We start from the raw sequence: 16,308 nt of genomic DNA on the forward strand, positions 1-16,308 counted from the left end.
CTCACTGGCGAGTATTTTTCAGCAAAACCAATATTTGATATGCTTGTTTTTAAGAACATTTGCAACTTTGTCTATCCATAAAAACCATCAATCCTGACATGGCTCATGAATTCGTGCAGCTTGCGACGATCGGAAATATGTTCATTTGAAGGAGGGGAGCAAACAAATGTAAAAAGTGTGCAATTCTTTTCTGGTTTCAATCTTCTATTAAATCAATCACTTTTCAATGATTTTCTATTGGATCAAACAGATTTTAAAATGAAAGTGTATCATGAAGAGGCACCGCAAGATTTGACTGGAATCTCTCGATCAGAAAAGACTCGTCTTTCAATGAAACAAAACGAGCGTTTCTCGTTTTGTTTCTAATGCTGTACCAATGAGGGGGCAGATAAAAACTGAATCAATAGACAGTGTCTTCAACTTTGTCTGAAGCTTGTGAATTACTTAACCTATATTTGAAAACTAATTCTCAAAACATACCAGCACTCATTTCCTGCAGCTTAACGAAAAGAGAAAACCACTTTGTTCAGTTGTCTGTTTGAAAATAAATGCCTGTTGAACTTTTATCGTCTTAATGTCTTATTGTCATACTGAGTACTATTAGGATTCCTGCTTGAAGTGAGTCATCAACAGGAAAGGTATGAACTTTGATTTTGCAACGGATAGATCTATCTGTTTACAGCTAGTCTACCACATAATGCACACCCATGTACCCTGTTTTATCTAAAGCCTACTTCATATTCAACGATGAGGTAAATACTCCACGTCAAATTGGGTAATTTCCCCCATTTTTATTTCAATTCTATGAGGGCGATAGAAGATTAAGTGAAAGACCCCCAAATCAAAAGCACTGCGCGTATGATTTTAAATTCACTGCAGGATGAGATTATGAAAATACTGATTGTCGACGAAATTGGGTTCATCCGTCAGAGCCTGACCCAGAAACTGAGCCGCTATCACTTTACAACAGTGGCGGCAGAAAGTGGGGAAGAAGCTCTTGCCATTTTAAATTCTGACTTCTCAGTAGATGCAGTTCTTACCAGTCTCTTTTTGCCTTCAATGAACGCAATCGATCTCTATAAATCTGCAGCAAAAATTGAACGATTTAATGATGAAGGAGTCATTCCTCCCCTTCACTTCTACCTGATGGTAACCCGGGAGCATGGCACCTCATCGCCCAAAATGAAAGAGTTGACCAGGGAAGCACTCGCCGTTGGTTTCAGAGACCTGCTCGTCAAGCCCATCGACATTGAGTTGTTAGTGAGTAAATTACAAAATTCGATTAGTAATACACCTGAAGAAGAGCTCGAACCTGTAGCCATCGCAGCCAGCCAGATTGACGAAGAATCTGGCAATGATCCAAAAAAAGTCACGAAACGGATCGATGGACTGGTCGTCGTGCAGAATAGTCTGCATGCGCTTAAGAAAGAAATGTGTGAATCAATCGACATCCTGTTGGAAGAAGTCAGTCGTACATCCAGTAAATAAAACTCAGATGGCGGGAGACCACAGCAAATGCGATGCTTCGCATTAAAGAGCCCGGGCTGATACAAATTAGCGTGATTCCCGATTCAAGGGCGGTTGGCTGACTAAACTCCGTAAGGCTTCCCGAACCTGAACCGCCTGCATCGAATTCATGATCAGATAACGATCACGTCCCTTTTTTGCCGGCGTAAAACTGACAAAGCCATCATCGGCCACACTCACTTTACCTGGTTGCGATAGATTAAAGTATTTGTCCTCGGGACGAACCGCGTAAAGCACGCTAGTCAAATCCCAACTGGGCCGATCATGATTCGGTCCACTATGCAGCAGATACGCTTCCCGGACAATGTGATGTTTGCGATAGCCAAAATCCCGGGCAATACTTTCGCGGGGATAAGTCACCGCGATTCCTATTTCAAAACCGCTCCAGACCACGGGCACTTCATCGGGCCAGAGTTTCGCAAACCGTTGCATTGACTGAATGCCATTCCTTACATTCGCCTCCAGAAAATGCTGATTACCATTAATCGGTTCAAACGCTCCCGCCATCACGGACACCAGTTTGACTTTGCGATGAACAAGTTCCAAACCACTCAGCGGGCTCAATTCATCCGGCTTGGACTCCACCAGATCCGCCAGATTTGCTGCCAAACCGACCTGAATAATCGACACTGATCGATCCGGCTCAGCTGCCAGCGTTTTCCGGAGTAATTTCACCGCATCAGGGAGTTGTTCATTCGAAAGAATATCGTGCGGATAACGCCATTGCCCGCCGTTCTTTTCGTTGATCAATTTCAGATATTTACTATCGCGACGCTGAGCATCACGCGTCACCCCAATCGGAATATCCCCCCGACCATAAAACGTATTTGTCGCATCTGTAAAAGGTCCCGTCAGCGGATTGATCTTTGAAATCGTTACTGCCAGGAAGTCACACTCTCCCCGATCAGCCAGCGTGTGCAGCATGGCCAACGCAAGCACATCATCGACGTCGCCGGAAATATCCGTATCAAAGATGACCTTCACTGGTTCTGCTGCCTCAGAGAGACTGGTCACCAACAGCAGCCCCAATAAACCGATGCAAAAGCGCTGATACAACATTTTACGACCAATTCTATTTAGTGAATCATTTGGAATGATTCGGTAAGAGATACAACAGCAGACAAAATCAAGCTGACAAAATTGTCACTACTTTTTTTGTTTGTGTTGCTGTCGTGCCCGGCTTTCCATAATCCGTTGCAACTTGCGTTGCTCGGCTGCCATGGCAGCATCGGAGATTTCAGCCGGTTTGACAGGACTGCGATCCAACTTCTCATCAGCAGAAACGGTTCGCAGCTTGACCCCGCGATACCAGACCGGATCGCCATGATCCTGCAAAGATAACTTCGCCCCCCGATCAGCCAGATTGCCACCTCGATTCGCCAGCAGCTCCACATGCCAGGCATAGCGGGGATCAGTGTAATCCAGATCAATGACTTTTTTACCATTTAACCAATGTTGAATGACAGTTCCCTGACAGACAATACGACCTTCATTCCACTCGCCGACGGGTCGTGTTGCGTCATGGGAAGGAGGCAGGCAGAAATAAATCGAAGCGGCACTCGTCCGCGGATTTTTCCCGTCAGCATGCTTTTCATTGTCAAGAATCTGATACTCATATTGGCCGGGGCGATAATACACGCCGCTGTTACTGCCCGGTGCTACCTTCCACTCAAATTTCAATTCAAAATCATCCGGTAACGGCTGTGGATCGTAAACCAGACTCCCCCCTTTACCGGAGCGAGTGATCACACCAGCGTCTACCTTCCAGTTGCCGCTATGTTGCCAGCCTTTTAAATCGTATCCATTAAATACAGACTTGAATCCCTGTTTCTGTTCCTCTGCTGTCAGTTGATTCGGGTCAGCGGCACAACCAGTCTGGCTGGCCTGGCACACACAAAATATCAGCAACAATATTAGTCCGAGCGGCGTTCTCATGTTAATTTCCTCTTATTATTCAGTCTCTATTAATACTATGCTCTCGCGAAATGTTTCGTCAGAACGGCATTTTCAGTCTGCCAGCTGGTTCAACATTTGAAAGACCTGTTCGTTGATTTTGTTTGACGCATCTACTTCCAGATAACTCCACCCCGAACGCCAGGTCTCATACCCCTGCAATATATGCTGTTCTGGTGTAGGTAAATAACCGTGATAGCCATTGGCGAGTGCAATCACAAACGTTGGTTTCAGCGGGCTTTTCTGTTTAATCTCCAGACCAATTTCCGCGAACACTTCACACGGTATCGCCACAATCCCCAACTCACCAATCCGCAATGCCTGCAGTTTCAGGTTCACACTGTCCGGACCTTTGTTGATCCGAACGGTTTCCCGCGCGTAGACTTCGTTGGTGGTTAAGCGTTTCGGATCTTTGGCATCAGCCAGTAGCTTCTCGGCATACTTCACTTCTTCTGCATTTGGTTTTCGGATCCCCAGATCGATTGTTCTTTCCTGCATTTCCAGCGAAACATCACTGCGATACTTGAGTGACTTGACGGCTTGAAACGTCCGGTCGGCGATCACATTCGCTACAGCAGTGATGCGTTCAAACACAGCCGCACGCGGTCGGGGTTCTCTAAAATTAATGTTATTGATATCACCGCTGGATCCATTTGACATAATGCCGATAAATGTTTCATCGGCGCCAAGTCGTTTTTTAATCTGTCGGGCAAACTCACCAAAATAGTCAGCCGAGAGCTGATTGGGTGGCAAGCCCCCGACGTAATGCAGTGAATAATTTGCCAACAGCGCCAGCGGTCGACCATCCGCGTACTGGACTGAGAGAATTGAAACATCCGGGTCCGTCGGCCCGGCTGGCTTGATTAACAGATCGCTACCACGGGGAGGATTCATGCGAACTTTGTCTGTGGTTTTCCCAAAGGGATTCGGACGTATGCCCCCCTCTTTTACATACCAGCGGCGGTTATTGACTTCCGCGGGCTCACGAGCCACAGTCCACGCTACCTTGGCAGGTTCCAGGCGGGCATGCGCCTTGATGATGGATTGGGCAATACTCTCGGTTAGAAACTGAACATACTCCGGACTGGGCTTACATTGTGCCAGAGGGACAACCGTCGGTGCCGTATGTGTGTGCGTTGCTGATGTCAGCATACGACTCGTAGGAATTCCCGTTTTTGCTGACGCCTGTTGCTTCGCAGCATCAAAGATTTCGCGCGAAATCAAACAGATATCGCAGACCACAAAGGCGATACTGGTGTTTCCACTCTTCAACACCAACGCACGGGCATGCAACGGATCATGAGCCGATGTTGCCTGGCGATCCTGAAAACTGCCCGTCATCGACACCGGATAATTCCGCGGGTTGATATTCACTTTGGCGGCCCCTGCCTGCAAGATGTTTTTTGCTTCTTCTGCGGTAGTCAGATTCAAAGGAATTAGAATTATCATAAGTATGGGCAGTCGAAACATCGAGACATCTCCTGGTCGAATTTGAGTTGGTTTTATTTGGCAGGCTGGGGTGTCGCTGTTCGGGTGACTTCTTCTTTCCACGCAGCAAACGCCGCCTGCATCTGCTGCACGCGCTCCGGTTTCTTTGTAGCGAGGTTCGTTGATTCCGCTATATCGTCCTGCAGGTTGAATAATTCCACTGGTGTTTTACGATTCTGATTCAACACCAGTTTCCATGGTCCCTGGCGAACCGCCGAGCGCCCATTGTAGTCCCAGAATATCGTGCGCGGCTTTAATTTCTGCTGCTCAGTCATCAACTTAGCCAGGCTCATACCATCCAGCTGATGCCTCGCAGGCACGCTCGCATTCGCCAGTTCCAAAATGGTCGGCATCAGGTCGATGCTGATTACAGTCTCCTCACACAGACTGCCCGCAGGAATCTGGCCGGGCCAGCAGGCGATAGCGGGCACACGATGCCCCCCTTCCCAGACATTTCCTTTAAAGCCACGTAATGCACCATTAGAGCCTTTATTATTCGCACCATTGTCTGACAGAAAAAAGATCAATGTATTCTCCGTCAGATCAAGTTCCTTTAAAACCGCAACCACTTTGCCGATACCCCGGTCCATTTCGGTATTCATTTCACGGTACGCGTTGGCAATGTCTTTGCGCTTGGCAGATTTGATATCACCCACCCCCTCTTTTCGCATCGGTTTATCGCCAGGTCCCTGATAGGGATAATGCACGGCTTCATGCGCGATATACACAAAGAACGGTTGCTCTTTTTGCTGTCGAATAAAATCAACTGCATGATCCGTAATCAGATGAGTGACATATCCTTGCTCTTCGCGGTTTAATTCCGCATCATGCCACCAGTCAAACACGCCGGTGCCGTCCAGATGCGCGAAATAATCGACGTTCCCGCTGACATAACCCACGAACTGTTGAAAGCCGCGAAACGTGGGATTATATTGTCGCTGATATCCCAGATGCCATTTTCCAAACATGCCGGTTTGATATCCGGCTGACTGTAGACATTGTGCCAGCGTGATTTCATTTTTTTGCAGTCCATGGTGCCGATTCTTTTTCGGGTCCGCATAGACCACTCCGTCAATGCCCGCCCGCTGCTGATAGCGCCCCGTTAACAAGCCAGCCCGGGTGGGACTACACACCGTTCCGCTGGAATGAAAATCGGTAAACTTCATCCCTCGCGCCGCAAGGCGATCCAGCTGGGGAGTATTACAATTCTTACTGCCATAACAACTCAGGTCACCATAGCCCAGATCATCGGCCATGATCAGCACGATATTAGGGCGGCCTGTTGCGTCCTTCGCCTCGACCGCAAGAGGCAAAAACAGACAGCACATGACTGTGAAGACCAGAGATTTCATAAGGAGCGCCTCGTTGCCGGGAAGTTCTGTAGAATGTCTCAGACAAACGACTCGTCTTTTTCCAGAATCAAAAAAACGAACCGGCCTGACATCACCGTCCCTTTATTAGACCGCAGTCAATGGCACAAATCAATCTCGTACCACGGTCTTAAGCAAAAAGCTCACTCATGATGCGGCCATGCGGAACCAGCATCGTTGGACGTCCTGTATTGGTATAGTATTCGGTCAGAGGATTGATGCCTAAAGTATGATAAATTGTCGCGGCAATATCATCGGGTTTGATGTTGGTATTCTCATCGGGAGCATCGCCGGCTTTCGTCGTTCCGCCAATGAACTTTGCTGGTTTAACGCCGCCCCCGGCCATCAGGCACCAGTTCACACGCGGATAATGATCACGGCCTGCATTCACATTGATCTTGGGTGTCCGACCGAATTCCCCCATAATCACAATCAATGTTCGCTCCAACAATCCCTTCTGCTTCAGCATTTCCAAGCCTGCGGTGATTCCGTTATCCAGAGCCGGCAATAAACGACGATGACCGGCAAAGTTTTCGGTGTGAGTATCCCAGCCCTGGTAAGTCACCGTTACAAAAGGAACGCCGAATTCAATCAGCCGACACCCCAGAAAAACTGACTGGCTGAATTCATCGGGAGTAAACAGTTTCCGCAACTGGGACGATTCCTGTTCCACATCAAAAGCAGCCCGTGCCCGTTTCGATGTAATCATGTTATAAGCCTGCGAACCAAACTTATCTAACGCTTCTAAGAGTTGACTTTCAGTCGCTTCCGTTTTAAAACGCCGATCCAGCTTTGTGAGCAGTTCCTGACGCTGGTTGACTTTTTCAATCGTTAAGCCATCAGGCAAGGAAATCCCGCGTACCTGAAACGGCTGTCCCGGTCGGGGGACCGTGTTGGTTTTGAACGGGGCATACGCGTCTCCCATATAACCCGCGTTCCATTCGGTTTTGGGAATCGCCACATAACCGGGCAAATCCGGTTTGCTGGAGATCTCTTTCGTGACGACCGAACCCAGCGAAGGATAGATCAACGCAGGCACCGGCCGATTTCCGGTTGAAATCCAGGATTGTCCCTGCGGATGCGCACCGGCAGAATGCGAAATACCGCGAATCAGACTAAATTGATCTGCAGCCGCAGCATACTTTGGCAGATACTCACAGACCTGATGCCCGGGCAAGCAGGTCTGGATCGATTTGAATTCGCCTTGCGTGTCTGCGGGGGCATCGGGTTTACGATCGAGCGTATCCAAGTGCGACACGCCTCCCGCCAGATTCAGAAACAGAACTGCATCGGCTTTGGCTTTCGACTTTTCGTTCGACTCAGCCCTGGCAGCAGACAGTTTGAGAAAGCCGGGAAGAGTTAAACCGAGACCGCCGAGGAGTCCGACCTGCAACGCACTTCGTCTCGTCATGTTTTGGCATTGATTCATCAATTTGTCCTCAGCGTTTAATTCTGATCAAATCCAAGTCGCTTCTGAGTTAGTGATTCGTAATAAATTCCTGCGTATTTAACAGAGCCCATAATAAGTCATGTAGCCCTTCCTGCACGGATTCGGTTTTCTGCAGATGCTGCAGGCTCTCTTTCATTTCCGTTGCTTCAGGAAAACGGGACAGCGTACGTAAATAGGCTTCGGTCACCAACGCCTTCTGCTCTGACGGCTTGAGTTTTTCCGTTTTCAGTTCGGTCAGCCAGCCATCTGCCCGGGTTAAGTTTTTGAGCATTTCTTCATCGTTCCGCACATACAGTGACTGCAACAGCGTCGGCTCATTTTGACGTTCACAGTCGCAATTTGTCGTTCGTAGCGGTTTTCCAAAAACGAGTAACGAGAAATCAATGGCCCGTGCCTGAAAGGAGAGCGGATGCTGTGAAATTTTGCGGCGGTCGGTCTGACTCACCAGCTGATTCATGGTTTCCTGACTCGCGGTCGCCTGCAGAATTGCATCGATGGCCACCTCTGCGGGCAGACGTCTCAAAACTGCATGACTGAAATTACGTGTGTCTTTCCGGTTCGTCGGGGTTGGTCGCCAGCTCAATTGATACGTGCGACTGTTCGTAATCGTCCGATGCAACCACTTCATATCATATCCACTGTCAATAAAACCCTGCACCAGATAATCCAACAGTGCCTTGTTACTGGGCGGATTCGCCTGATTCAGATCGTCGGGCGGATTAATAATGCCTACGTTGAAATAGTGCGCCCAGATTCGATTCACGAATGCTTTCGCAAAATAATGGTTCGGCTCATTCAACATCCAGCGCATCAATAGCTGTCGCGGATCTTTGGTCTGACTGATGTCGATCTCCTGCCCGCCGAGCAGCTTGGCCATCTGTTTGTCGGTTTTGGCAGATTCAATATAAACTTCGCGCCAGGGAATCGGTCGTCCTTCCGCAGCGATCCGCAGATAACTCTGTCTGCGCAGCGCCGCTGTATTCAACTTCACCGGCACTCCCAGCATATTCCGGGATTGCTCATGCAACACCGCCGCATCCGGGGGCACGCCAAATTTGATGCGCGTGAAGAATTCGGTAAAGAGCTCAAAATCCTGTTTGGACCATTCATCAAATGGATGTTTATGGCACTGTGCACAATCCAGCCGCATCCCCAGAAACGTATAGCCGAACGCTAACGCTTTATCAGACGGAACCGACATATTCGAACGTGCCCAATAGTGGGGCATCGAATTGTCGAGAGCCGTGAAGTCCGCCCGGTTTTTCGTGCTGGTAAACTGGCTCTGCTGCGCCATATATTCGTCAAATGTCTGTCCCGGAAGACGACTTGTTCCCAGAATAATACCGGAAACAATTTGATCCCAGCCGACATTGTCTTGGACCCGACGTCTGATCCAGGCATTCCACTGGCTGGCAACCGGCCGCGCCATTTCCGTGCTGCCCAGATAACCGGCGTTGCTGCCTGTCAGATCGGAAAGCTTCATACTCCACCAGGCCACGTATCCGGGGCGGTTCAACAGCTCTTCGATTTTCTGACTTCGTTTTTCCGTGGAAGTATCTTTCAGAAACGCACGAATTTCCTCCGGCGTTGGTAGAGTGCCCGTCATATCGAGACTGACCCGCCGCAGAAATTCATCATCGGTACATAAACCCGACGGTTGAATCCCCAGCTTCCGTAGCTTGCTGACCACATGCCAGTCCACTTCCGTCGGCGTTGCGACCTCGGGATAAGTGCCTGGCGCATACTTCTGAACGGGAAGAATCACCTGTGTCGAAAAGATGCCGTTATCGTAATAGGAAATCACATACGTATCGCCGGTCCCTTTGGAACGCATGACTCCTTCCGGCGTCACTTCGGCAACACTATCGTCTTTCGATTCAAACCGGGTCAAACAGGTCACATCTTCTCGCGTCCCGTCCGACCAGACAGCGATCGCCTTGAGTGGAACCGTTTCCCCTTTTTCGGTAAAGACCACCTGCTTCGGCGTGACATCCAGTCGAACAAAGCGGGGTGACTCTTTTCCCACCGAAGCCGCACCGGCGGCAATCCATTCCCGCAATAACTTCTGCTCCCAGCCACCGGGAGGCAGTTTCAGGCCCCCTTCATGCTCATCTTCCGACGTCGGCTTATTCAGAACCAGACTCTCATCCGGCTGCTGTTTGTCAATCCGCTCCAGCAGGTTATCGTGATCGAGTTTGAAATCGTAACCGAACATCGAAAGCTGGAATCCGCCTCGTCCCTGAAACGAACCATGACAATTGCGGCTGTTACAACCCAGCCTACCTAAAAGTGGGATCACATGCTGCTGAAAGTCTGGTGTGAATTTCTCTCCCGCAGCAATTCGCGATTCAATCGGAGCCAGGATCGGTTTGACTTCGAGTCCCTCTGAATTTGCAAAACGTAATTCACCTGTTTTTTGATTCGTTTCTAAATCGCATTCTGTAAACAGTTGGGTTTTCACCAAAGTTGTACTGAGTTCTTTAACAGATTCCGTCGACAAGCCGGTGTGATAGACTTCCAGTCCCTTTAGCTGAGTCAGTGCTGCCAGCGATCCGGCGGCACTCTGATCTAAAGCACAGTGATTCAGTGCCAGATGTTCGAGCGATTTTAAAGTAGCCAGTTTCGTTAATGCTTTACCCCGAACCTGGGTACGGGAGAGATACAACACTTTCAAATTTTTCAGTTTCGCCAATGTCTGAAAACCAATATCGCTGACTTGAGTCCCAATCAGAAACAGGACTTCCAGATGTTTCAATCCCGCCAGTTGCGCAAGGCCTTTGTCCGTCACACTCGTATTCTTTAAAGACAACACTTTAAGTTGTGACAGATGTGATAATTGTGCCAAGCCCTGATCGGTCACCTTGGTTTGATCAAGATACAGCCGCTCCAGCTTGTTGAGCCGCTGCAGATACGAAAGCCCCGCATCACCGATGGCCGACTCCGACAACATCAGCGTATCCAGGTTCGTCAGATGTGCGATATGTTCTAGTGCGGCATCACCAATCTGCGGACAGACCAGCGCCAGATAATCGAGTTTGTGAAACGATTCGAGGTGCTCCAGAACTTCCAGCGTCACATGCGGCTTACTGAAGCGGACCAGCCGCACGGAGCCGTCTTTGTTTTTCTGCAGATTGGTATAAAAACCGCGGAGTTTTTCGATGGCGTTCTGCTCGGAAGTTTTCGCAACCACCGGCTGTTCATTCACAGCTGCCCGGGCTGCAGGGAATGAGAATACCAGCAGAATCAGCAATGCGAAAATCATCGTTCGCTCTGAATGCATCGATCACCTCATCGAATTCGACTGGTAATGGTTCAATCTCTGAGCTATTTACATAAAGACACTCTAATGTGTCAGTTTCTTGTAAGCAATGTTAAATAAATGCGGATCATCGAAATTCTCGTATTTTCAGGCTCGAAACTGATGGCACAGGAGGCGCCTATTGTGCCGTCCAGCCGCCATCAATGGTCCAGCAGGACCCGGTAATCGATTTGGCCTGATCAGAGCAGAGATAAGACACCATCGCAGCCACCTCCGCCGGTTCGATCATTTTGCCGGTCGCTGAAGCTTTCAGGAAGACCTGACTTTCGACTTCCTCCAGACTGAGTCCCAATGTTTCTGCCTGTGCGGCAATCTGTTGCTCGACAAGTGGCGTGCGTACGTATGCAGGACAGATGACATTGGCCGTGATCCCGAATGGTCCCCCTTCCAGCGCGGTCGATTTCGTCAAACCGACAAGACCATGTTTGGCCGCGATGTAGCCAGCTTTGTTAAGCGATGCGACCTGCGAATGGATCGACCCCATATTAATGATCCGGCCCCATTGTTTCTGCTTCATACCGGGAAACACATATCTGGTCAGCAGAAAGGGTGCAGTCAACATCACTTGGAGCATTTTATCCCACACGCTTTCCGGAAAATCTTCCAGAGGGGAAATATGTTGAAATCCGGCGTTGTTGACTAAGATATCAACAGAACCAAATTCCTGAACCACGCGCGCGATGAGTGCCTCACAACTCTCCTGCTTTGACAGATCGGTGGGAACATACAACGCACGTTGCATTTCATAGGCCAGATTTGATAGATAATCGGGCTCATTCAGATCGGCAACCACGACGTGGCAACCTTCGTTGAACAGCGTCTTCGCGATTTCTGCACCAATGCCGCTTGCAGCGCCGGTAATCAAGGCCGTTTTGGGATCAGACATCTCTCATTACTCCTCGCGCAATACCTGTTGAATCCGGGCCAGCTTTTCGTCTCGCCAGGCCGCCCATTCACTGCGGCTTTTCTGTTTCAGATACGCCTGCGTACCGGCGACCGCTTTCTGTTTTGCGGATTCGGGAATGCTCGTCCACGTTTGCATATCGTTCCAGTATTCTTCAAACGATGCACCGATCGTATCAATAAACTTCTGATAGCCCCCTGCACCGCCCCCCAGTTCATAAATCAGATGCTGGCCCATCATCGCCCAACGTAGACCGGGGCCCTGACAGAGTGCCGCATCAATGTCTTCCACGCTGGCCACCCCCTCATCCAAGAGTGCCAATGATTCCCGCCAGACTGCCGCCGCCAGTCGATTGGCAATGTGACCGGGCACTTCTTTATTCAAAATCACCGGATGCTTGCCGAGCTTCAGAAAATAATTTTTGACGGTTTCGACAGTCGATGCAGCCGTCTGTTCGCCGGGAACCAGCTCGACCAGTGGAATCAGATGCGGCGGATTGAAAGGGTGTGCAATCAAGGCACGAGCGGGATGCTTGAGCACCGACTGGATCCGCGTCATCAACAAACCCGATGAACTGCTGGCAAGAATTGCGGTGTCGGGGGCATGCTGTTCGAACTCGCGATAGACGTCTGCCTTGATCGCATAATCTTCGATGACCGATTCCTGGACGAAATCGATCTCAGCCAGTAGTTCCTGCAACGAATCGACCAGCCGCATGTTTGAGACTGCATGCTGCATCTCTTCCGGTGTGAGTAACTTGAGATCAACCAGTCCTTGTAAATTCGCCCGAGCAACATCCAGCGCCTTTTGTTTCACTGTTTCATTCACATCATAAATGCGAACATTGAGTCCCTGCGCCGCAAAAAATGAAGCCCAGCTGGCGCCAATCAATCCTGCCCCCAATATTCCGATTTCCTGCATGCTGCTGTCTCTCTGTTTTGTTGATGACTATTCTTCTACTGCTTCAAACAACATCGCAATCCCCATGCCCCCGCCGATACAAAGTGACGCGACCCCCCGCTGGGACTTTCGCTTCAGCATTTCATGTAGCAACGTCACCGCGACCCGCGCGCCACTGGCGCCCAACGGATGCCCCAATGCAATCGCGCCCCCATTTACGTTGACACAAGCTTCGTCCCAGTCCAAAGCCTTGCCGACCGCCAGTGACTGAGCAGCGAATGCTTCATTCACTTCCAGCAAATCGATGTCTGCTAACGTCAATTGTTCCGATTTCAATAAGTCGTCAATCGCATGTGCGGGCCCCATACCCATATACTGCGGATCGAGTCCCACATTTGAAAACGCACGAATCCAGGCCAGCGGTTTGAGCTTTTGTTCTGCAACAAAGCTTTCCTCAGCAATCAATAATGCAGCTGCTCCATCATTAATTCCCGACGAATTGGCGGCGGTCACCGTTCCATCCGGTTTAAAAGAAGGACGCAAACAGGAAATCGTTTCCAGGCTGGTCTCTTTACGGGGGAATTCATCAACGGTGATCAGTTCCGGATCGCCTTTACGTCTTGGTACCGAGACACCAACAATCTCATCTTCATATTTCCCGGCTTGCATCGCTGCCTGACAGCGCTGCTGGCTTTGCACGGCATAGCGATCCTGTTCTTCGCGTACGACTTCATATTTCTCCGCCAGGTTCTCTGCAGTGATTCCCATGTGACAGTCATAAAAGGCATCCCATAACGCATCGTGAATCATTGAGTCGACCAGTTGCTGGTTGCCCATTTTGAAGCCGGTACGTGCCCCCTTTAGCAGATAGGGGGCATTGCTCATGCTTTCCATCCCCCCCGCCAGCACAACGCGCGACTTACCGCTGAGAATTGACTGCATACCGAGCGCCACTGATTTTAAACCAGAGCCGCATACCATGTTAACGGTGGTTGCCGGCACGTGATACGGCATCCCGGAGTGAACGGCCACCTGCCGTGCCGGATTCATCCCACAGCCGGCGGTAAAGACCTGCCCCAGTAAAACCTCATCAACCTGATCGGCGTTCAGGCCACACCGTTTCAGCGTTTCTTTTACGACAACCGTGCCCAGCTGCACCGCGGAAAGATCTTTGAAAGCACCATTAAATGCACCGATGGGGGTTCGGGAAGCACTCAAGACGGCAACCCGTTTTTGTTCCTGATGACTCATGTATTTAACCTTGAAATAAATCTCGTAACTTGCGACGCATTACTTTATTGGACGCGGTACGGGGGAGTTGCTCGATCTCGCGTACGGCATAAATTTTGAACAGCGGATTCAGTTGGCTGCGAATGATCTGCTGCATCTCTGCTTGTATCGGATCAGAATCAAATTCCGTTTCGTCCTGCAGCACAACAAAAATCACCAGCTGACTCGGCCCCCCTCCCGCCGGAGGTACCGCAATCGCAGCAACCTCTCGGACGCCACTTGCCTGCATGAGCAACTCCTCAATCTGCACGGAACTGACTTTGATGCCTCCTAAATTCATCGCATCATCAATCCGACCGTGTGCCCGAAAATATCCGTCGGCGAGCGATTCGATTTGATCACCGTGCCGTCTTAGTACCTGCCCCCGAGGTCCCGAAGGAATGTCGGCAAAATAGACTTCGTGGTGATCGCGATTGATCAACCGCGTGGATAAGCCGATCACCGGAGGCACAAAAAAGACTTCTCCGTTTGTGGTTTCCTGTCCCGATTCATCCAGCAGCAACCAGTCAAAGCCAACCGCGGGACACGCAAACAGACCAGGGACTCCCGGTTTCAGAACCGTCCCCGTAATATAGCCTCCTCCGGTTTCAGTGCCGCCGCAATATTCGATGACCGGTCGATACCTGGCCCGCGACATCAGCCACAACATGTCTTCAGGATTCGAACACTCGCCCGTGGAACTGAAAACCTTGATCTGTGACCAGTCCAAGCCTGCCACACAATCCTGTGCCCGCCATGCGGAGACGATAGAAGGAACCAGCCCCAGCATCGTGACATTGGCATTTTGAACAAATTCGCAAAAGGCTCGACTGGTGGGCACCGCATCTGTTAGTGCCATCGTAGCGTCATTGATCAGAGAGGCATACACGAGCCAGGGCCCCATCATCCAGCCCAGATTGGTCGGCCAGCAGACCACATCACCGGCGTGAATATCATGATGCAGATACCCGTCGCCAGCCGATTTGATCGGCGTCGTCTGATCCCAGGGAATCCCTTTGGGACTGCCCGTTGTGCCTGAGGAAAAGAGAATCGTTGACTCATCATGGGGCCGACGAGCAACATACGTTAATTCCCGATTTTCGGAAAGAAACTCAGACCAGAGTCGATCCCCCGAACGTAATGGCGTCTGACAGCTCTCACCTTCCGGAAGTACAATCGCCGGTAATGGATTGTCTGTTTCCAACTTATTGTAAAGCGGCAACTGTTTGCCATTTCGGGAAATGACATCCTGTATGAATATGAGACGGGGTTTAGTGATTTCCAGACGCACACGCATTTCGTCTGCGGAAAAGCTGTCGGCAATTGTCACTACCACACAACCGGCGGCGATGATCCCCAGAAAAATTGCCACTGATTCCACTGTCATCGGCGACATAACAGCAACCCGTTCCCCCGGTTGAATACCCGCCTCGGTTAAGCCATTCGCAACTTGCGCAGTGAGTGCCTTCAATTCCTGATAACTAAGTTGTTGTATTTCGGTCGATCCGTGTTGAAACAGAATCGCCGTCTGTTCTGACTTATCACGGAAACAGCTCTCCACAATATTCAGTTCTGCCCCTGACAACCACTCGACCTGTTCAACGCCGCCACTCACATCCATGATCTGCTGCGGCGGCTGTTGAAACGAAATATCGAGCGAGTCGATCAATTTCCGTGTAAACGCGTCCCGGTTCTGAACAGACCATGATTGCAACTCGTCCATGCTGCTCAGATTCAAATCCCGCAACCACTCTGCCAGATGCGAGTGAGTCTGTTCTTGTTCTCCCGGAAACCAGGCCGGCGCGGGGATGCCCTGCTCAAGTCGATTCTGATAGACTTGCTGGTACAGAAGTTGATGTACAGCAAACGGGACATCGGACGTCAACACCTGCGCCGTCAGAGCCTGCCAGGCTTCGATGTCGTTTTGAACGGAAATCGGTTTGAGTCTCTCGGCCAGATGCTGTGCTTCATCGGAAGACAGCCCACATCCCCTGAGCGCGTCTGCAGGAAGGTCCATTGCCTGTTCCATTTCAAGCGGAGTTCGAATTTGCATGTAACACTTAAAACTCTAACCGTTCCCGTTTCAATTCGCCAGTTCAGCGTTGATCCTCGAAACATCAACAATAAA

11 protein-coding genes are annotated in these 16,308 nt (G+C 50.1%); 1 reads left to right on the plus strand and 10 read right to left on the minus strand.

Annotation, left to right across the window (positions count from 1 at the left end; translation table 11 throughout):
- Window positions 1-888 precede the first annotated feature (888 nt).
- Window positions 889-1,488 (plus strand): response regulator, encoded by a 600-nt coding sequence (locus Enr17x_RS17620; protein ID WP_198000642.1) that lies wholly within the window; start codon window positions 889-891, stop codon window positions 1,486-1,488.
- A 66-nt stretch (window positions 1,489-1,554) separates the two neighbouring features.
- Here Enr17x_RS17620 and Enr17x_RS17625 read toward each other — a convergent pair whose 3' ends face one another.
- The 10 genes from Enr17x_RS17625 to Enr17x_RS17670 all read right to left on the minus strand — a co-directional run bounded on the left by Enr17x_RS17625 (window position 1,555) and on the right by Enr17x_RS17670 (window position 16,233).
- Window positions 1,555-2,586: a nucleoside hydrolase gene (locus Enr17x_RS17625; RefSeq protein WP_145310971.1), complete on the minus strand. Its 1,032-nt coding sequence runs from the start codon at window positions 2,584-2,586 to the stop codon at window positions 1,555-1,557.
- An 87-nt stretch (window positions 2,587-2,673) separates the two neighbouring features.
- Window positions 2,674-3,462 (minus strand): 3-keto-disaccharide hydrolase, encoded by a 789-nt coding sequence (locus Enr17x_RS17630; protein ID WP_145310973.1) that lies wholly within the window; start codon window positions 3,460-3,462, stop codon window positions 2,674-2,676.
- A 72-nt stretch (window positions 3,463-3,534) separates the two neighbouring features.
- Window positions 3,535-4,950 carry a hypothetical protein gene (locus Enr17x_RS17635; protein WP_145310975.1) on the minus strand — a complete coding sequence of 472 codons (1,416 nt, stop codon included), beginning with the start codon at window positions 4,948-4,950 and terminating at the stop codon, window positions 3,535-3,537.
- Between the two features lie 32 nt (window positions 4,951-4,982).
- Window positions 4,983-6,320, minus strand: a complete 1,338-nt coding sequence (locus tag Enr17x_RS17640) for a sulfatase (RefSeq protein WP_232100760.1) — start codon at window positions 6,318-6,320, stop codon at window positions 4,983-4,985.
- A 148-nt stretch (window positions 6,321-6,468) separates the two neighbouring features.
- Window positions 6,469-7,767, minus strand: a complete 1,299-nt coding sequence (locus Enr17x_RS17645) for a DUF1501 domain-containing protein (protein ID WP_145310977.1) — start codon at window positions 7,765-7,767, stop codon at window positions 6,469-6,471.
- A 49-nt stretch (window positions 7,768-7,816) separates the two neighbouring features.
- Complete coding sequence (locus tag Enr17x_RS17650) at window positions 7,817-11,068, minus strand: DUF1549 domain-containing protein (protein WP_145310979.1); 3,252 nt, start codon at window positions 11,066-11,068, stop codon at window positions 7,817-7,819.
- Window positions 11,069-11,225: 157 nt separating this feature from the next.
- Window positions 11,226-11,993 (minus strand): 3-hydroxybutyrate dehydrogenase, encoded by a 768-nt coding sequence (locus Enr17x_RS17655; RefSeq protein ID WP_145310981.1) that lies wholly within the window; start codon window positions 11,991-11,993, stop codon window positions 11,226-11,228.
- A gap of 6 nt (window positions 11,994-11,999) precedes the next feature.
- A complete protein-coding gene (locus Enr17x_RS17660) occupies window positions 12,000-12,932 on the minus strand; it encodes a 3-hydroxyacyl-CoA dehydrogenase family protein (protein ID WP_145310983.1) in 933 nt (310 codons plus the stop codon).
- A gap of 27 nt (window positions 12,933-12,959) precedes the next feature.
- Window positions 12,960-14,162 (minus strand): acetyl-CoA C-acetyltransferase, encoded by a 1,203-nt coding sequence (locus Enr17x_RS17665; protein ID WP_145310985.1) that lies wholly within the window; start codon window positions 14,160-14,162, stop codon window positions 12,960-12,962.
- A 4-nt stretch (window positions 14,163-14,166) separates the two neighbouring features.
- Entirely contained in the window at window positions 14,167-16,233 is a 2,067-nt protein-coding gene (locus tag Enr17x_RS17670) for an AMP-binding protein (protein ID WP_232100761.1), read from the minus strand.
- Between the last annotated feature and the right edge of the window lie 75 nt (window positions 16,234-16,308).

Source organism: Gimesia fumaroli, assembly GCF_007754425.1.
GTDB classification, from domain to species: Bacteria; Planctomycetota; Planctomycetia; order Planctomycetales; family Planctomycetaceae; genus Gimesia; species Gimesia fumaroli.